Origin of the sequence: Pedobacter panaciterrae (genome assembly GCF_013204795.1) — a bacterium.
Taxonomy (GTDB): domain Bacteria; phylum Bacteroidota; class Bacteroidia; order Sphingobacteriales; family Sphingobacteriaceae; genus Pedobacter; species Pedobacter panaciterrae.
The window spans coordinates 517,387-535,862 of sequence record NZ_JABMKW010000020.1; the positions used below are offsets into that span (position 1 = coordinate 517,387).

Sequence of the window (18,476 nt, forward strand, 5' to 3'; positions counted from 1 at the left end):
TTTGTAATTCTATGTAAGTTATGGTCTTACAATTATATATGCTAAATATCCCCTCTATTAGCCATAAAAATGATAAAAAAGTTTAAGTCGTTACCAGCAACATTTTCCATTGCTTAGTTCTAAAAGACATTATGATTTTGAGTAAGGTGAGGTTACAGATCCATTTTTACACCTACCCGTAATGGTCTGTGTGCAATTGCATACTCAAAGGCTTCCTGAGCCTCAGTTAGTGAAAATTCTTTAGATACTATATCTGAAAATGGAAAATTCAGATGCTGTTCTTTGATAAAGTTGAGGGCGTATTGAAGGTCCTCGAAATTATAGTTATGCAAACCTTTAATGGTAAGCAGTTTTCTTATGATTTGCTCAGCATCAATGCCAATCTTCCTGGTTTTAAAAACTGCTCCGGCCCAAATCGCAGTTCCACCAGTTCTTAATGATGCAATTCCCAATTCTATCGCGTCTGGCGAACCACTCATATCAAATACAACATCAATTTTGTGTTCAGCTAAGATCTCCGGCAAATTTGTTTCATCATTAGAATTATAAGAGAAATCAGCGCCAAATGCCTTTGATCCTTGTAAACGTTCACTATTCACATCCACTGCAATAATCCGTGTAGCCCCTGCAACCTTACTCATTGCGGCAGTAACATTTCCCAGAAGGCCCAGACCTGTAATAAGCACATTTTTTTTCTCCAAAGGCCCGGCCAGTCTAATCGCTCCGGCCACAGTTGCCAGTGCACAATTAATGGTTGCTGCAATAGGCACGGGTAATTCATTAGGTAATTTAAGGACACATGTATGAGCCCGCAAAATACAATATTCGCTCAAGCCGCCGTGAAAGGCATCTTCTTCAACAATTTGTGCATGACCATATTTGAAAAGATTATCAGACTTTTGCGGCATACCTTTCTCCAGCCATTCTTGTTGAGGATGTGAACAGAATATTGCCCAGGTTACCAGATCACCCTCCAGTAATTTGTTACCCGCCTGATCAAGCCGTGGATGATCTGCATCTAGTCTAACAATTCTGCCTACAATTTCATGGCCCAGTACAGTTGGCGTTTTTTCAGTTCGAATACCAATGAAAGTATGGAGATCACTTCCACAAATGGTGGTATAAAGATTCTTGATTAATATTTCACCCGATTTAAGTGTGGGTATTTCTCTCTCTTGCAACTGCAGTTTTTTGCCGGCACCCTCAAAAACCACGATATTTCCTTTCATAATAACGATCTATTTGAGTGCATAATTACTAAACTTATGTTTAGCATAATTAAACACTATATTATGAAATTGTTAATATACTGGCAAGTATCTATTAATAATATTATAGCGTCATAACTTTTAAAACAACACTGGTTCGGCCTGCATCTGCTTCCGGATTAATACCTACAGTCATAAGGAAGTCTCCGGAGTAAGACCTTTGGCTATCAATTGGGGAGGTTGTACCCGGGTAAAGGTTGACTTCCTCAATCTTATACATTTTGTCAGGATCAAGGCCTTTAAGCTTTATAGGAATGGCGTTTTTAGCATTGTAAAGCGTAGAGACATAATAATTGAAGATTATAGCTGTATCTCTGGTCTCACTAACATATGATATGGCAGCTACTTTGTTTTCATAGGGATCCTGAAGCCGGTACTGCTGCCCGTGCCACACAATGTCTTTAATGCTATTGTATATTTTAACGGCATTTTGACTAAACAGAAGCTCTTTCTCGTCCAGCTCATTTACCTTCACATCATAGCCCAGTTTACCCATCATGGCTACATCAGTTTTAAATTTGATTGGCTGCTTACCCATATCTGTAACATGATTATCAACAGCTACCGAAGGGAAATAATAAGAATATTCCCACTGAATAAAAATGCGGTCAAAAGGGTTGGTATTATCGCTTGGCCAGAATTCAGTAAAATATTTTAGTGCTGCATAGTCTACTCTTGTACCGCCACCAGCGCAAAGCATCATGGGTATTTTTGGATATTTTTTTCTTATTCGCTCAAGTACACTGTTCAAGCCCTTTACATATTCCAGATAAAAATGATCCTGGTTTTTTAAAGTAGGGGAGTTGGCATTATAGATCAGTGAATTGCAGTCCCATTTGATAAAAGCCAAATCGGGTACTTCCTTAAAAACCTCATCTACAGTATTGAATACAAAATCCTGAACTTTTGGATTACTAAGGTCCAGAACCAATTGATTGCGCATGTAGTATTCCTTTCTTTCTGGTTGTCTGATAATCCAATCGGGATGGTTCTCATAAAGTTCACTTTTTGGATTAACCATTTCCGGCTCCAGCCAAATACCGAATTTTACACCATTTGCTGTCGCCTCCCTGCCCAAAGCACTAATGCCATTGGCTAGTTTCTGTTTATTAAATTGCCAATCACCCAAACCTGCTGTGGCATTATTTCGAGGGAACTTGTTACCGAACCAACCATCATCCAGTAAAAATACATCTACACCCAGTTTTTTGGTATCTTGAATAAGGTGATTCAATTTCTCATCGTTAAAATCGAAATATGTAGTTTCCCAGTTATTCAACAACGTTGATCGCTCGCCCATACCTTCCAGTAACTGGTAATTTCTTGCCCAGTTTTGCAGGTTTCTGCTCGCAATGCCTTTTCCATTTGCCGAATAGGTATATACAAAACGGGGGGTTATAAATTCTTCTCCTGGTTTTAGCGTGTAATTCCCAGAAAAGTTATTGATTCCAGCAGTTAGCCTTAAGTAATATTCATCAAAAGTCTCAAAATCCAGCCTGAAGTTTCCTGTCCATTCCAATGAGCCAGCAACAACTTCTCCTAAATCTTCTGTGGCCGGCTGATCAATAGAAATCATGAAAGAAGAGGAGTTTAGCAGGTTATTTCTGGTTCCAAGTTTCGAATCAATTGTTTTTATTCCATGCAAAAGCTGTTGTTCCTCAGAGCGCATTTCACGGCCCCAACCGCTATAGTGGTTTTTTAGAAAGAATTTCTTACCACTAAGGGTAAGATTTGCTGAGGCATATTTATTTAAAACAACATCCCCTTTTTCCTTGTGTACAATTTGTACCCATTGTTCTATTACATCTTCATTAAAGTAAGATAAATAGTGTAAGCTAACCTCAAAATTGTATTTTGCATCTTTGAGTACAATACTGGTCAGTTTTCTATTTTGATCGATCTGCTTTTCTTCGACTCTGGAAAATGTAAGTTCGGTAGATTTGTTTCCATCGGCATGGGTTACTGTTAAGGCAGGTTCCAATAAATTCAAAGAACCCGAGGCAATGTATGCTTCGCGTTTGTTAAAGAGGTCGTCAGAACCAGGTTTGTATTTATCCAGAGATTGAATGCTGGAATACTCTGCAACGTTCTTGAGCTTTTTGCCGATGTAACTCAAAAGTAATGAATTGTCCTTATCCGTTTCCAAAACAAGTACATTGTTTTTTGTAGTGATCTCAAATGTTTTCTGAGCAAAGTTACTTTGTCCTATGGTCATAAATATTAAGAAAAGTTTTAAAGATTTTTTGAATATCATTTTTTGTCTAAGTAAAACAATTTAGTCTGCATGTTTTTCATTTCTGGTAAAAGTTTAACAGAAAATACATACCTGATTGGTCGGTTATTTTATATGTTTGTACAAGGATGTGTTAATTGTGATCGTAAATCTATTTCTAAAAGGTGTAAAAAAGATGCAAATGGCCATACAAAGAGAAAGCAGTGTTTTGTAGTTATAATTGCTTAATTATTAAGGAGATACTCTTAAATGGATTCTAATTCTGTACGGCCGGTAAATCAATCTTTTTTTAAAGCATTAGATCTTTGCTGCCAGAAAATAACAGAAAAGATGGGAGACAAAGCCATTACTGAATGGCGGGTTGAAGATTACAATAGATTAAGTAGTCAATTGGGCAAACAAACGGGTGTGTATTTAAGTGTAAATACACTTAAAAGGATATTTGGCCGATTGAAAACTCCCCAACGCTATTTTCCCCAAAAAGCTACCAGAGATGCATTATCGCAATTCATTGGTTATCGCGATTGGCAGGAATTTGAACTGGTTTTCGCAACTTTAAAGATCGAGAATGTTACATCCATCTCTACTGATCAGGAAAATGATATTGAAGTACCTAAAGACACTAAAGTACCGCGACTTGTTGTTGCTATTTTTGCAGCATTGGTTTTGGTTATATTAGCCATTGTCTTCTTTTGGAAAAATACAGCCGAGTCTATGCAGGTAAAACTGGTGTGCGAAAATCCTTTCGGCAGTGTACCACATACCGCTGTATTTAAACTAAACTCAAAGGTTTCTTTTGATGAAAATGAAGAATATCAGGTAGATTTTATGGATGAAGCATTGGTGTCTTCCATTAAGGGTAAAAACAAGATCACAAAATTCTTTAGAAACCCAGGAGTGGTGTATGCAACATTGTTATATCACAATAAGCCAATAGATACAGCCTCGGCCTATATGCAAACCAAGGGCTGGGTAGCCAATTCTGGTAACGATACCTCCAGGGCATTCCCCATTGCAGGGTTAAAATCACTGGATCCAAAAAACATTTATGTATCGCCAAAACAACTCGACTCAGCAGGACTTGACACGCATAAGCCCTTTGTGGTTGGCTTTAGCAACATCAAGCCATCACATATTAACGGAGATAATTTTTCTTTCTCCTGTAAAATATTTGCCGAACAAAGCAGACCAGGCACTCAATGTGTTGAAACTACAATTATCATTTTAGGTGAAAAGCACAGACACCTGTTAAAGTTAAACAGACGGAGCTGTGTGGCTTTCTCTGAATACAAATTTTCGGAAGTCAGGGTATTAGGCTCTGAACAATTTTTGGGCGCCCTCGCTTTTAATCCTGAAAATGGCGGCGAGGTAATGATTAAAGTAGAAAATAAGCAGGCATCAGTCGTTTTAAACGGTAAAAAAGTACTTTTTACTAAATATCAGCGATCAATAGGCAAGGTAATGGGAATTAAGATATTATTTAATGGCATCGGTAAAGCAGTTTCACCTGAGCTACATGATCTGAGTACACATGAAACTTTCTAAAAAAAACCTCGAATCATACATCCATTTGAATTCAAATTATCTTTTAATCAATTAACCTTAAATACTTTACGTATACATTTTTTTGTTTTTGATTTGTACAAACAAATACGCATACTTAAATTAAACAGATTTAACTTTGTTATATATCAAACAAGTATACACATGAGATCTTTTTTTTTCAAAGCACTTATTTTATCCGTAATCTCCTTTTCTGCAAATGCACAAAAGACGCCTGCTCGTGTTCTTATTATTGGATTGGATGGTTTTAGTTCCGAGGGATTTAAAACAGCAAAACATCCTAATCTGGACAAGATGGTCGCTGATGGCGTACTTTCGCTAACTACCAGGCCGGTAATGCCATCCATTACACTTCCAAATTGGACCAGCCACATGACTGGCTCAGGCCCGGAAGAGCATGGAATAACCAGTAATGACTGGACAATGGAAAAACATCCACTTACTCCAATTGCGACAGATAAAGAGGGATATTACCCTTCAATATTTAAGGTTTTGAAGGATGAAGTACCCTCGTCAAAAATTGCCTACTACTATAACTGGAAAGAACTGATCAATCCTATTAATAAAAAATACCTTGATGAGGTTAATTTTGAAGAGAATGATCGTTATCAGGAAAACTATAGCAAAGCATACGATTTTCTATTAAAAAATAAACAAAGCCCTACACTTGTATTTTTATACAGCGTACATACTGATCATGCTGGTCACAGCTTCAAGTGGATGTCTCCTGAATATATTAAGGCTATTGAGGATGCAGATGTTGAAATTGGCATATTGCTGAACAAACTAAAAACAGCTAGAATTTATAAAGATACGCACTTTCTGCTAATTACAGACCATGGTGGCATTAACCAGGGACATGGTGGTGTGTCAATGTCGGAAATGCAGGTGCCATGGGCCATTACCGGACCTCAAATCAGGAAACGTGGTCTGATTACCGAATTCAACAGCAATAAAAATACAGCTTTGGTATTGGCAAAGATTTTTGGAGTAAGCAAGCTACCTGCTGCCTGGACAGGGGTTGTACCAAATGCGATATTTAAGTAGGAATATCTTCTCTGTTTCCTATCCTTCAGCCATGGTTTAGCTGTACTTGAGGAATGCTTCAGTATCAAACTCGATGAAGCAAGTCTGAAGCATTCCTCAAGTACAGCTGAGGCAGAGCAAGGGCATTACTATCGTGTGCTATTGACATAGGGTCCCCAATAAGGCTATACTCTTTTAAAATAATTCTTTATTTAGAATAATTATAAATAATGAAAAATTGTTATACCTTTGGTGCAGATCAGCGCCCCGCTGATCTTAGTTTAGTTAGTTAATTTGATAATGTATCAAGTCCTGGTTACCCATGTTAATGGGCATGGGTAATTCAGGCACAAACAAGTAACATGTGCCAGACAAGAGTATTAACAACCAGAGGAAAAACAGTCATCAGCTGCTGCGCTGGATGCAAGATGTATTACATATGGCACCACAACCTTGTGCTCAATTTCCCGGCAATAGGATTTACTTCCTTTAAAGAAGTTGTTGACACGATCTGTTTTGAAAGCAATTCATTGCCTTTCCCTGATGGAGAAGACCGAATAATTTTACATACTCCAAATGATGATATCAGTTTTACTTTTGATCCAGAAGAGCTGGAAGACTTTAGGGCAGCACTTTCAGAAGCAACATATATGAATGAAGTTTATATGTTGATGGAAAGAGATACAGGACATTAACCATGTTATTCTCTGCTTAACACCTGATTTTTCAGAAGAGAAGGAACCAATCCGTATTTCTTTTTAAAAGCAAAGGAGAAATGCGACAAGTCCTCGAATCCAAGATCAATATAAATATCAGTAGGTTTCCTTCCCTTTCTTTCTATCAGAAAGTAAGCTTCTTCCAGGCGTTTCTTAACCAGCCATCGGCTAGGCGTGTCATGGAAAATATCTTTAAAATCCCTTTTAAATGCAGAGATACTTCTTCCTGTAAGGTAAGCAAAACGTTCAATGCTTACATTGAACTTATAATTGCGATTCATAAATTCTTCGAGGTTTATTTTTTCCGGATGTCCAAAATCAAAGAAAATAGGATACAACTCAGGTTGCTTTTGCAAAAGGATCAATAGAAGTTCTTCTCTTTTGATATTGGAAAATTTCTCGTCTATTTTACCCTCATCATTGTAATAAGCAGAAAGTGAACTGATGAAATTGGTGATCATAGAATCCTTTTTTAAAAGGATAAAGGCATCTTCTTCCTCAGAAGTACTTATTTTGATTTGGTGCTTATCCTGAAAGGTTTTCAGGAAAGCTTTGTCAAAAATCACCACTACTTTCTCAAAGTCTCCATTGTATTTTTGCTTGTGATACCTGGCCAGATGATTTTTTTTGACAATGCAAGATTCTCCTGATTTCAGTTCATATTTTTTACTGCCGTCGTACCCTGTTATCAAACCTTTGGCCAAAAACAAAAAGAAATGCTCAGGGACGAACTGTTCGGGAGATATCTCCGGGCCGAGGTAGCAGGATTTGATTTCAGTATAGCGCATGGCCTTATCTTTTATGGTTTACTAATTTACACCTTTCCACCATTCTGGAAAAACTTGTGTGGTATCGTTTAGGTCTACCATTTCACCAATAACCGGTGTAACCAAGGGTAAGTGCTGTATTTTGGCTAGTTCTGTAACTTTGATAAGAGGCTCGTCCCATGAGTGCATTGCCAGGGTAAATTTAGAAGAGTGCACCGGAAACAGTCTTTTAGCTTTTAAATCTTCTGCGGCCTGCAGCACCTGTTCTGGCAGCATATGGATTGCCTTCCAGGCTACGTTGTATTGCCCATTCTCTAATATCGCAAGATCAATTGGCCCAAACTGTTTACCAATTTCTGCAAAGTGTGTGTCATAACCGCTGTCTCCGCCAATATAGATTTTTGTGCCTGGTGTTTGCAGCACATAAGACATCCACAATGTATTATTTCTTGTAAAACCTCTGCCCGAAAAATGTCTTGCAGGGGTGGTGTGTACTTTAAATCCAACATCCAATGATATGCTGTTGTTCCAGTCACTTTCAATGATTTTATCAGCAGCATATCCCCAATGTTCGAAATGAGCACCTACACCAAGTCCGCAGATAACTGTTTTTACTTTATCTTTTAGCTTGGTAATTGTTTCGTAGTCCAGGTGATCATAGTGGTCATGACTGATCAGCAGGTAGTCAATAGGAGGCAGATCATCAACCGTATATCGGTCTGTACCTTTATAGGCTTTTACTGTCCATGGCACTGGAGATGCGCTGCCACTTAAAACAGGATCTACCAGAAAGCGCTTCCCGTCTATCTGCATGAAATAAGAGGAGTGACCAAACCACACCAGGACGTTTGAATCGGGAGGAAGGCTGTGCAAATCGGTTTTTTTAGAAGGTATGATTGCAGTGGGACTTCTTCTGGGATGGTCGCCGAACAACTGGTCGTAAAGGATACCGCTAATGCTGTAGCCTTCGGTAAGGTCGGGTGTATGATGAGTATTCTGAAATTTGCCGTCCTTATAACGAGGCGATTTTTTTATCAGTTCCAATCGCTGGGCGGTAGGAGCCTGCCCAAATTTTGCCTGACGGATATAAAAAAAAGTAGCGATGGATAAAAGCATCGCTGTGCTAAGCAGGATAATCATAGTTCGTTTAATTATTTTTAAAAACCGTTTCATACGGGTTAGTGATTTAGGTTTAAGTAATGATGAGGCTTTAATGTTTATGATGCAAATTCCACCAAACTTTTGGCCGTTGCTAATATGGCTTCCTGGTTACTGCGGGGTGTCCATCCTAATAGGGTTCTGGCCTTTTCATTACTTGCATTGCGGTAAATGCCCACCAGAGGAGCAATGGCTTTTGCTTGTGCATTAAATAACGCGGCAATGCGGATCGACCAGTTTGGGATTGTTTTGGTGGATGCGTTTGCAGCTGCCTCAGGCATTTCATTTTTAAGGAAATCTGCTATTTCTAAAAGTGACATTGTACCGCCGCTTAAGGCCAAAAATCGTTGTCCTTTTGCCTGGGGATTGGTCATTGCCCGGATGTGCAGATCAACAACATCACGCACGTCTACAATACCGAGGCTGATGTTAGGCAGCGCTTTCATGCTACCATCCATTACTTTTTGTAGCAACTCAAAACCACTGGACAGGTCTTTAGTGAAGGAAGGACCAAAAATACCCATCGGATTGATCACTGACAATTCAAGATTACCACCTTCCTGTTCCATAAAATCCCAGGCTGCTCTTTCGGCCAATACTTTTGATTTGTTATAAGCAGAGAGCCCTTTCTCATTTGGGTCTGTCCAGCTTTCTTCTGTAATCACAGTAGTTTTATCCTTATGACTATAGCCAACTGCCCCAAAATTCGACGTCATAACAACGCGCTTAGCACCTGCATCTCTTGCTGCTTTAAGTACGCGTATAGTTCCGTCAACTGCGGGACGTATCATTTCGTCTTCATGCCTTGGCAGTTTTAAGAAAATGGGAGAAGCTACATGCAAAACGTAGTCACAATCTTTTACAGCCGTGCTCCAATTGTCATCACTGGTGAGATCTGCTTTTACAAAAGAAAGATTACTGAAGTCAGTGATTCCGCCTTTTTTAAGCATGGCTATCACTTTATCCTGTTTATTTAAATCGCGCAGGGTGGTTCTTACCAGGTAGTCTTTATCCAATAATTGCTGGATGCAATGAACAGCGACAAAGCCTGATCCGCCTGTTACCAATACTGTATGAATTGAATTTGTCATTTGCTTTCAAATTGATAGCACAAAATTGCAGATTAAAGAGCAATCTTGTTTTGTTGAAAAGTCCAATTTCACTTTGTTGAAAGGTTCAGTTTATTTTGGTTGCAAGGTTAGTACCAAACTGGATGAAATGATTTGAACAGCTTTGGTTATTTCCGGCAAAGTTAATGAAGCAAACCCAAATCGAATGGCATTATAGCTGACTCCATTGTTATCAAATAACTTCCCATTATTCATATAAAGACCCTGCCTGGCTGCTTTAATTGAGATCTGTTCAATAGGATAGTTAGGATCAAATTTAACCCAAATGGCCATACCTCCATCGGGTTTTTCGTAACTAACTATACCTTTCATGTAAGTGTCCAACATCTTGATTAAATGATCCCTTCTTTCCTTGTAAATCTTATTGTTCTTTTTGAGGTATCTGTTAATATCACCGTTTTCGATAAGTGCAGCCAGACTATCTTCCATAATATGGTCTCCTTTCAAATCGATAAGTCTTCTGATATGAACCGCGTGGGCAATAAAATCTGCTGAGGCGATCATGAAACCAATTCGTATAGATGTGGAAAGAGATTTGGAAAAGGAGCCAATATAAACCACCCGATTTTGATGATTTCCGGAGGCAAGGGGCAGGTACGGAGAGGAGCTGTAGTGAAAATCATAATCGTAATCATCCTCTACAATTGTAAAGTTATGTTCTTCAGCTAATTCCAGTATACGCATACGCCGTTGCGGGCTTAAAGTTACTGTGGTAGGATGATGATGGTGGGGAACGACGTACAGCATCCGTATGTTTAACTTCTGGCAGGCTGTAGCTATCAAATCTGTATTTATTCCATCCTGATCTACAGGCATACGAATTACATTGGCTCCTAAAGATTCGAAAACCTGGTTAGCAACAAAATAGCCCGGTTCTCCTACAATTACATTATCGCCGGGTTTTAACAATAAGCTTGCTGCTATATAAATACTCATTTGAGCGCCATGAGTCATCATGATGTTTGATGCCTGGGCTTGCAACCCCCTGGTTTGCGCCATATGGCTTATCATTGTTTCTCTTAGGTTAAACGAGCCTGCGGCCAGCGTTGCCGAAACCCGTTTAAATGTTTGGACCTTTTTAAGACGGCTCCTGTATTCCCTGTTTAGCAGGTCCATTGGCGCTAGCCGCATATCTGGGTGGCCATCGTCTATTATTAATTCATGCACCATGGTATCACTAGCCAAAGGAATCACTCCATATTGGTTTGTTTTATAAAAGGGGCTGGGCATTGAACTTTCATATGCAAAACCTGCTTTCTGCTGGTCCCATTGCTGTGGCTGTACTTCTGGAAGATTAGGAACCACAATAAACCCTTTCCGTGGTATCACAGTGATCCATCCCTGAGCGCTTAATTCGTTATATGCAGCAATAATTGTTTTACGGTGAACAACAACCATTCTAGCCAGTTCGCGCGTACCAGGCAGATAAGACCCTGACTTTACAATTCCATTTTTTATCAGCATAAGTATTTGGTTTGCAATCTGCTGATAAACGGACACGCTTAGTGTTTTATCGATTGTTATAAGGGTATCAAATGGCAACATCTGGACTACTTAACTTCTTGTTTCTGGATGATAAAGATAGTCCTTTAATAATATACTTTTGAATATCAATTTTATTAAATATGAACATTACCTACAAAACAAATGTGTTACCATTATTAGAAGAAATCATCAGTGTATACGACAGTTCTGGTCTCAACCGTCCTACAGCTGATAAAAACAGGATAGCAGAGATGTATAAACATTCTAACCTTGTGGTTACGGCCTGGCATGATGATCAGCTAGTCGGCATTGCCCGATCATTAACTGATTTTTGTCACTGTTGCTATCTTGCTGACCTGGCCGTAAGTGCAACTTATCAAAAATCGGGTATTGGCAAAGAATTGGTAAAACTTACAAAAGCTACAATTGGCGATAAGAGTATGCTTTTACTACTTGCAGCACCAACGGCTATTGAGTATTATCCAAAAATCGGTATGGATGTGGTGAACAATGGCTTTATCATTAACCGCGTAAAATAGACGAGAAAAAGGCAAATGGAAAACAACATACTAGTTGGAAACTACGTGAGGTTAGAGCCTCTGGAACTTTTTCATTTAGAAGGATTAACTAAGGCCGCAGCAGGAAATGAGCAGCTATTTAAGTGGACTGTTGTGCCTCAGGGAAAAAATGCAATGACCAGGTATATTAAAACGGCACTTGAGCAGCGCGATAGGGGAACAGCGATGCCTTTTGTCATCGTCGGCAATGAAGACGGTATTATAAAAGGATCCACACGTTTTTGGAATATTGCCTACTGGCAGTGGCCTGAACATACGTGTGGATATGGAAGAATTGCTCCCGATGTTTGCGAAATAGGGCATACATGGCTCACCGGGCCTGCTACCAGAACAGGTATAAATACGGAAGCTAAATTCTTGATGCTCAAATACGCTTTTGAGCACTGGAAAGTATGGCGGGTTAATTTCACGACTGATGTACGTAATGAACGATCAAGAGCGGCTATTGAACGTCTGGGTGCTAAATTTGAAGGGATAATTCGTGCTGAACGAATGGGAGCAGATTTTACCATAAGGGATTCTGCTCGTTTTTCTATAATCTCGGACGAATGGCCTGATGTAAAGGAGCTGCTCCAAGGATATATGTTAATGAATAATTAACACGCAATTAATCAAAGAATAATTTCCGGACTCTAGAACATCCAATAAAAAGGTCAGCTATTTTTGATAGCTGACCTTTTTATTTTATTCTCATGCAGGATTTTCATTAAGCATATACTACTTCAAATCCTCCATACATCGCCATTTCGGCGGAATGATTAACTGTGAGCTTCAATTTCATTCTTTCAATTAGCTCCTTGGCAAAAGTAATGCTTCGGTGCAGGTCACTATTTCCTCTGATTTCAATCCCTCTGGTCAACATTTTAAATTTATTAGGTTCAAATTTTTCTATGAACTTTTGAAGGTCTGTTTTGGTCTCTGTTTTTCGCATAAATCTTACGTTTAAATGTATTCTAAAAGCCAAAATGATCGAAATTGTTTGGTGCATTTTTTAAACATTCTTTATGTTTTACACATTCTGGACCGCGGTATCTCAGTAATCAACTGATAACCAAGAATAAGTATCAAAAATATTTTTATTCTGACGTGAAAATACAAAAAGAGCTTTAATGACAAAATAAGCTCAGAAACTGACAACATTAAGATAGAATAATGATATAAAAAGTGGCTTATTTGTCTTACCAAATATAAGAACGGCTAAAATGAGAATGATTATTTACCTAATCGTACTAAGTAGTACCCTGTTTCAAAATTATTCAAATAAAGCGAGGGTAATAGGCAGAAATGCATTCAAAATAACTCCTCAAAAGGCTAAGATTCTATTTCTGGGTAATGAATTACGCATTGCAATTTAATTAACCTTTAAATCTATAAATCTCTAACCAAAAAAATCATGCACAGAAAACTACTTAAGGTATTCCATGGAATTGGAATCCAGGCTAAGGGTATACGTTGGTACCCTGAACCAAAATTAAAATTTCTATTGGCAATGATGGCCCTTTTTACATCGGCAAATGCCTTCTCTCAAATCATGATATCTGGTAAGGTCACCGATGATGAAAATAAACCTTTAGTTTCCGTAACGGTCACTTTAAAAGGGGGCAATTCGGGTACCCAGACCGACGCTAATGGAAATTATACTATAAATGCGCCGACACCAAGTTCAATACTTATTTTTCGATACATTGGATTTAAAAATCAGGAATTCACGGTAAACGATCGCAAAGTTATTAATGTCCGTATGGTTGCTGCTGGTGGAGAAGACCTGGATGAAGTTGTTGTTGTTGCTTATGGTACACAAAAGAAAGCAACTGTGTCTGGAGCGATCAGCACGTTACAGGCTTCAGATATTGTCCGATCGCCTTCTGTAGCCGCTACAAGTGCTTTGGCGGGTAAAATTCCTGGTGTAACCGCACGTACCACAGATGCCCGACCGGGAAATGGGGCCAATTTACAGATCAGAAACCTCGGAAACCCCTTGTATGTTATAGATGGAGTAGCATATAGCACCAGTAATGGTAGCGATGGGTTTGGCTTTAATACAGGTATTTCTGGGGTTAATGCATTTAACCAGCTAGGAATAGATGATATTGAGAGCATAACGGTGCTTAAAGATGCCTCTGCTTCTATATATGGTTTGGCGGCGGGAAATGGTGTGGTATTGGTAACGACTAAAAAGGGAAGAAGAGGTGATAAGCCTTCCTTCGGACTTTCCAGCTATTATGGTTTTCAAAATTTCTCCCGTTATCCATATCCTGGAAATGCAGGACAATACGTAAGAGGCCGTTTAGAATCTGAACAAAATCTTGGCCGTAATCCGGCAGACCTCTATTCTCCACAAGAATTGGCCAAATGGGAAGCAGGAACAGAACCCGGCTATCAAAATAACGATTATTATGCTTTTATTGTAAGGGACAACGTTCCGCAACAATTTATAACAGCAAATGCTTCAGGCGGCTCTGATAAATCCACCTATTATTTATCCCTGGGTCATATTAATCAGGAAGCTGCACTTAAAGATTTCAATTTTAACCGCACAAACCTTCAGGCTAATATTTCCAGTACTGTCTTAAAAGGTTTTACCGTTGGTGCCCAAATTAGTGGCAGGATAGAAAACAGGCATAATGTAGGGGTTCCGGGATTGGACGATTACTTTAACCCTTTACTTAGTATTGGCAGTATGTGGCCTACAGAAACCGCCTATGCTAACAACAACCCTTTGTATATTAACCAAACGCACAATGTAAACGTTAACCCGGCAACTTATTCAAAGGATATAACCGGTTATATTGACAACATTACCCGAGGAGCCGGTGCGAAATTAAATGCACAGTACGAATTTGGTTTTGGCTTAACTGCAAAGGCATTGTATTCATATGATTATAGTAATGAAGACTTTGATGGGTTTGAATATACCTATCCTGCATATATTTATGATGCGGCTACTGATACCTACAATGACAGAGCACCAAATGGTGCATTATATGGCAACCAAAACCCATGGAGAGAAAGGCATAAAAGAAATATTGTAGCCACGTTTGCACAGTTTCAATTAAACTATACCAAGCAAATAAAAGATCATTCCATAGCGGCTTTAGTTGCTTTTGAACGCAAAGATGCTACTAATGATTACCTGGCATTACACTCTGTTCCGCCAAACAATATTATTCCTACACAGGTATTTGCTGATTTGGATTACATAGGTGATTCACATTATGAAGAGGCTTTTGAAGGATATGCCATGAGGTTAAATTACGATTATAAGAAAAAATACCTTATTGAAGCCGTTGGCAGATATGATGGTTCATTTCTTTATCGTTCTGGCAGTCGTTTCGGATTTTTTCCTGGCGTGTCTGTAGGCTGGCGTATTTCGGAAGAAGGTTTTTTTAAGAAGATCTTTTCTAAAAGCATTAATGACTTAAAATTCAGAGCCTCTTATGGCGAAACCGGAACATCTTTACAAGATGGTGGTGGTAATTATTATTCGCCAAATCCTTTTGCGTATTTGGGCGGGTATAATGTTAATGCCGGAAATGCTGTATTTGATGGTACGTTTTATAATGGTGTAGCACCAAGAGGATTGCCTACTACCGTTATTTCATGGTTAACCAATAAAACATCGAACGTAGGTGTGGACTTTACCATATTCAAACATTTCACAGGACAGTTTGATCTATTCAGGCGTAAACGTTCTGGCTTTCCTGCGCCACGCTATGATGTAGTATTGCCAAACGAGGTAGGGTATAGTTTGCCACCAGAAAATTTAAATTCAGATGTTACCCAGGGATTTGATGGTTTAATTACCTATAGTAGCTCAATTGGTAAGGTGGATTTTTCAATCGGCGGTAATGCAACATTCGGCAGAACTAAAGATGATTATATATACAAACCACGTTTTGGAAATTCTTACGATCAGTACAGAAATGATAGAACTGGCCGTTGGCAAAATGTGAACTGGGGCCATCATATTTTAGGAAGGTTCCAATCTGAACAACAAATTAATGACTACCCGGTTAACATAGACGGACAAGGTAACAGAACGCTTTTACCCGGTGATTTAATTTATGAGGATTTAAATGGTGATGGAATTATCAACGCCATGGACATAAAACCAATTGGGTATGCAGAAGGGGCTTTGCCTTATTTTAATTACGGCATAAACGGCCGGGTTACCTGGAAAGGTATTTCACTTGCATTTGATCTGATGGGCGCGGGGATGCAGACCTACTTTAGAGATTGGGAATTGAAATTTCCATTTCAAAATAATGGAAACTCACCTGCTTATATGCTAACAGATCGCTGGCACAGAGCAGACCCATATAACCCTAATAGTCAATGGATTCCAGGAACATATCCTGCATTAAGGAAGGACAACACTGGACTATCTGTGTTTACCAGTCCGCTTAGTGGCAATAACCGAAATGATTTCTGGACGACCAATATTCGTTATCTGAGGCTGAAAAACCTGGAATTGGGTTATTCTTTCTCAAAAACCCTATTGCAAAAGGTAAATATCTCCGCCTTAAGAATCTATGTTAATGGCTCAAATCTGTTTTCTTTCGACAATGTAAAGGAATATGAAATTGATCCTGAGATTTCAGCGGGTAATGGATTGGTTTATCCTCAACAAAAGATCTATACACTAGGGCTTAATTTAACACTATAGCATCATGAAAAACATATCAAAATATATAATATTCAGCTTAGTTCTCCTGCTAAGTTTTAGCTCCTGTAAAAAGAATTTCTTGGAAAGGGAGCCAACTACGATTGTCACTGACGATCAATTATGGAAAGATCCAAAACTAATAATAGGACTACTTGCAAATTATTATAACCGGATTCCTACTGACATGGGTTTAACCGATCAGGCAGGTTCACAATGGAGAAATATGGCTGATTATGATGATGCTATGTGGTCGGGATTTTCCAATGAAGAGGGACGGAACAATATTGTGAGCTACGACAGAGGCCGTTGGAGGCTATACGATTATGGCTTTGTTCGAGATCTAAATCTAGCTATAGAGAATGTAGATAAATTTGGTGCTGCAACGCTTAGTGAGGTTCAAAGAACCCAATTGAAAGCAGAATTCAGATTTATCAGAGCTTATCTTTATTTCGAAATGGTAAAAAGGATGGGGGGGGTACCATTAATTACCACTCAATTAATCTACAATTTTGAAGGAGATCCTACCTACCTGCAACAACCCCGTGCAAAAGAGGCAGAAGTATATGATTTCATTGCTTCTGAGCTTGATGCAGTTAAAAATGATATCGCTAATGATGGCAGTAAAGGGAGGGCAAATAAATACACATGCATGGCACTGAAAAGCAGAGCCATGTTATATGCTGGCTCAATTGCCAAATATAATGCCTTGCTAACCCCAACTATAACTACAACCGGAGGAGAGGTGGGTATACCAGCATCCAGAGCTGATGAATACTTTCAAAAATCATTAGAAGCTTCTAAGGAAGTCATAGCGGGTCCATATGCCTTATACACAAGCAACCCGAATCTGGGCGAGAACTTTTATGAAGCTGTTGTAAAGAAAACAAATAATCCAGAGGTGATCTTTGTACGTGATTTCCTGACAACTAAAGCTAAAAAACACGGATTTACGTACGATAACATTGCCCGGGGCATACGAGAAGACAACTTAAGTTCGTCCAACATTACGCCTTCATTAAATCTGGTGGAAAATTATGAATATCTCGATGGGTCCGAGGGGAAACTTAAAACCAGAAATGCCGGCAACACTGATTATATCTATTATGATCATACCACCGATATATTTGCCGGTAAAGATGCAAGGCTATATGGAACAATAATTTTCCCCGGCGCACCATTTAAAGGTTTAACAGTTGATATGCAGGCTGGCGTTATGGTATGGAATGCTGCAACAAATTCATATCAAACAGTTGAAGGCCCTGATCTTGGAACAAACTATACAGATAACAAACCACTAATAGCTGCTTCTGGCCCTCATAGGTCTATACAAGAGGTATCAAACACAGGCTTCTATCTTCGCAAGTATATAGATGCAAATGGCGGAGCCTCTACAAGGGGGATTCAAAGTGACGTTTGGTGGGTATGGTTCCGTTTAGGAGAGATATATCTGAATGCGTCTGAAGCCGCATTTGAACTCGGACAAACAAACGATGCCTTAACCTATGCAAATTTAATTCGGCAGCGTGCTGGTTTCGGTGCAAATAGCCTGACAAGCGCAACCTTAACCATTAGTAAAATCAGAAATGAGCGTAGAAACGAATTGGCGTTTGAGGATCATCGTTTATGGGATTTAAAGCGCTGGAGACAGGCAGATAAAGTTTGGACCGGTAATTCAGATAGTCCTGATGCAGTAGTATCAGCCTTATATCCATACCGCGTAATTCGTCCTGGAGATGCAGCCCGCGATGGGAAATATATATTTGTTAAAATGACAGCTCCCAGATTTAGATCGCCAAGGTTTTTTCAAATTTTTAATTACTACTCATCTTTTGATCAGAATGTAATAAACAACAATCCTAAAATTGTTCAAAATCCATTTAATTAAT

At 39.0% G+C, this 18,476-nt stretch carries 14 protein-coding genes; 7 read left to right on the plus strand and 7 right to left on the minus strand.

The genetic code is table 11. From position 1 onward, the window contains the following. Positions 1 to 152 precede the first annotated feature (152 nt). The gene (locus HQN86_RS21135; protein WP_216854478.1) at positions 153 to 1,229 is read right to left on the minus strand and encodes a zinc-binding dehydrogenase; all 1,077 of its coding nucleotides are present in this window, start codon (positions 1,227 to 1,229) and stop codon (positions 153 to 155) included. Positions 1,230 to 1,332: 103 nt separating this feature from the next. Further along, positions 1,333 to 3,483 (minus strand): alpha-galactosidase, encoded by a 2,151-nt coding sequence (locus HQN86_RS21140; protein WP_246269701.1) that lies wholly within the window; start codon positions 3,481 to 3,483, stop codon positions 1,333 to 1,335. 267 nt (positions 3,484 to 3,750) lie between these two features. Between HQN86_RS21140 and HQN86_RS21145 the strand changes: the two genes are divergently transcribed. The 3 genes from HQN86_RS21145 to HQN86_RS21155 all read left to right on the plus strand — a co-directional run bounded on the left by HQN86_RS21145 (position 3,751) and on the right by HQN86_RS21155 (position 6,785). Then, positions 3,751 to 5,046: a hypothetical protein gene (locus tag HQN86_RS21145; protein WP_172662873.1), complete on the plus strand. Its 1,296-nt coding sequence runs from the start codon at positions 3,751 to 3,753 to the stop codon at positions 5,044 to 5,046. A gap of 162 nt (positions 5,047 to 5,208) precedes the next feature. Beyond that, positions 5,209 to 6,111: an alkaline phosphatase family protein gene (locus HQN86_RS21150; protein ID WP_172662874.1), complete on the plus strand. Its 903-nt coding sequence runs from the start codon at positions 5,209 to 5,211 to the stop codon at positions 6,109 to 6,111. A 341-nt stretch (positions 6,112 to 6,452) separates the two neighbouring features. Continuing rightward, entirely contained in the window at positions 6,453 to 6,785 is a 333-nt protein-coding gene (locus tag HQN86_RS21155; RefSeq protein ID WP_246269702.1) for a DUF6686 family protein, read from the plus strand. 5 nt (positions 6,786 to 6,790) lie between these two features. Here HQN86_RS21155 and HQN86_RS21160 read toward each other — a convergent pair whose 3' ends face one another. The 4 genes from HQN86_RS21160 to HQN86_RS21175 all read right to left on the minus strand — a co-directional run bounded on the left by HQN86_RS21160 (position 6,791) and on the right by HQN86_RS21175 (position 11,406). After that, positions 6,791 to 7,594 (minus strand): helix-turn-helix domain-containing protein, encoded by an 804-nt coding sequence (locus HQN86_RS21160; protein WP_172662875.1) that lies wholly within the window; start codon positions 7,592 to 7,594, stop codon positions 6,791 to 6,793. A gap of 21 nt (positions 7,595 to 7,615) precedes the next feature. Next, positions 7,616 to 8,746 (minus strand): MBL fold metallo-hydrolase, encoded by a 1,131-nt coding sequence (locus HQN86_RS21165; protein WP_246269703.1) that lies wholly within the window; start codon positions 8,744 to 8,746, stop codon positions 7,616 to 7,618. Between the two features lie 44 nt (positions 8,747 to 8,790). Further along, positions 8,791 to 9,822: an SDR family oxidoreductase gene (locus HQN86_RS21170; RefSeq protein WP_172662876.1), complete on the minus strand. Its 1,032-nt coding sequence runs from the start codon at positions 9,820 to 9,822 to the stop codon at positions 8,791 to 8,793. Between the two features lie 90 nt (positions 9,823 to 9,912). Then, positions 9,913 to 11,406 (minus strand): aminotransferase-like domain-containing protein, encoded by a 1,494-nt coding sequence (locus HQN86_RS21175; protein ID WP_262889308.1) that lies wholly within the window; start codon positions 11,404 to 11,406, stop codon positions 9,913 to 9,915. A gap of 80 nt (positions 11,407 to 11,486) precedes the next feature. Between HQN86_RS21175 and HQN86_RS21180 the strand changes: the two genes are divergently transcribed. After that, the gene (locus tag HQN86_RS21180; protein WP_172662878.1) at positions 11,487 to 11,885 is read left to right on the plus strand and encodes a GNAT family N-acetyltransferase; all 399 of its coding nucleotides are present in this window, start codon (positions 11,487 to 11,489) and stop codon (positions 11,883 to 11,885) included. A 15-nt stretch (positions 11,886 to 11,900) separates the two neighbouring features. Further along, positions 11,901 to 12,524, plus strand: coding sequence for a GNAT family N-acetyltransferase (locus HQN86_RS21185; protein WP_172662879.1), 624 nt, complete (start codon positions 11,901 to 11,903; stop codon positions 12,522 to 12,524). Positions 12,525 to 12,630: 106 nt separating this feature from the next. Here HQN86_RS21185 and HQN86_RS21190 read toward each other — a convergent pair whose 3' ends face one another. Beyond that, the gene (locus HQN86_RS21190; RefSeq protein WP_172662880.1) at positions 12,631 to 12,855 is read right to left on the minus strand and encodes a hypothetical protein; all 225 of its coding nucleotides are present in this window, start codon (positions 12,853 to 12,855) and stop codon (positions 12,631 to 12,633) included. A gap of 462 nt (positions 12,856 to 13,317) precedes the next feature. Here HQN86_RS21190 and HQN86_RS21195 point away from each other — a divergent pair, with 462 nt between their 5' ends. Both HQN86_RS21195 and HQN86_RS21200 read left to right on the plus strand, forming a co-directional pair. Continuing rightward, a complete protein-coding gene (locus HQN86_RS21195) occupies positions 13,318 to 16,590 on the plus strand; it encodes a SusC/RagA family TonB-linked outer membrane protein (protein WP_172662881.1) in 3,273 nt (1,090 codons plus the stop codon). A 4-nt stretch (positions 16,591 to 16,594) separates the two neighbouring features. Further along, on the plus strand, positions 16,595 to 18,475 hold the full coding sequence (locus HQN86_RS21200) for a RagB/SusD family nutrient uptake outer membrane protein (RefSeq protein WP_172662882.1): 1,881 nt from the start codon (positions 16,595 to 16,597) through the stop codon (positions 18,473 to 18,475). Position 18,476: the final 1 nt, after the last annotated feature.

Excerpts from the sequence above, each read along its gene's own strand:
- HQN86_RS21135 (WP_216854478.1), bottom strand. The coding sequence starts at position 1,229 with ATGAAAGGAAATATCGTGGTTTTTGAGGGTGCCGGCAAAAAACTGCAG.
- HQN86_RS21140 (WP_246269701.1), bottom strand. The coding sequence starts at position 3,483 with ATGACCATAGGACAAAGTAACTTTGCTCAGAAAACATTTGAGATCACT.
- HQN86_RS21145 (WP_172662873.1), top strand. The coding sequence starts at position 3,751 with ATGGATTCTAATTCTGTACGGCCGGTAAATCAATCTTTTTTTAAAGCA.
- HQN86_RS21150 (WP_172662874.1), top strand. The coding sequence starts at position 5,209 with ATGAGATCTTTTTTTTTCAAAGCACTTATTTTATCCGTAATCTCCTTT.
- HQN86_RS21155 (WP_246269702.1), top strand. The coding sequence starts at position 6,453 with ATGTGCCAGACAAGAGTATTAACAACCAGAGGAAAAACAGTCATCAGC.
- HQN86_RS21160 (WP_172662875.1), bottom strand. The coding sequence starts at position 7,594 with ATGCGCTATACTGAAATCAAATCCTGCTACCTCGGCCCGGAGATATCT.
- HQN86_RS21165 (WP_246269703.1), bottom strand. The coding sequence starts at position 8,746 with ATGAAACGGTTTTTAAAAATAATTAAACGAACTATGATTATCCTGCTT.
- HQN86_RS21170 (WP_172662876.1), bottom strand. The coding sequence starts at position 9,822 with ATGACAAATTCAATTCATACAGTATTGGTAACAGGCGGATCAGGCTTT.
- HQN86_RS21175 (WP_262889308.1), bottom strand. The coding sequence starts at position 11,406 with ATGTTGCCATTTGATACCCTTATAACAATCGATAAAACACTAAGCGTG.
- HQN86_RS21180 (WP_172662878.1), top strand. The coding sequence starts at position 11,487 with ATGAACATTACCTACAAAACAAATGTGTTACCATTATTAGAAGAAATC.
- HQN86_RS21185 (WP_172662879.1), top strand. The coding sequence starts at position 11,901 with ATGGAAAACAACATACTAGTTGGAAACTACGTGAGGTTAGAGCCTCTG.
- HQN86_RS21190 (WP_172662880.1), bottom strand. The coding sequence starts at position 12,855 with ATGCGAAAAACAGAGACCAAAACAGACCTTCAAAAGTTCATAGAAAAA.
- HQN86_RS21195 (WP_172662881.1), top strand. The coding sequence starts at position 13,318 with ATGCACAGAAAACTACTTAAGGTATTCCATGGAATTGGAATCCAGGCT.
- HQN86_RS21200 (WP_172662882.1), top strand. The coding sequence starts at position 16,595 with ATGAAAAACATATCAAAATATATAATATTCAGCTTAGTTCTCCTGCTA.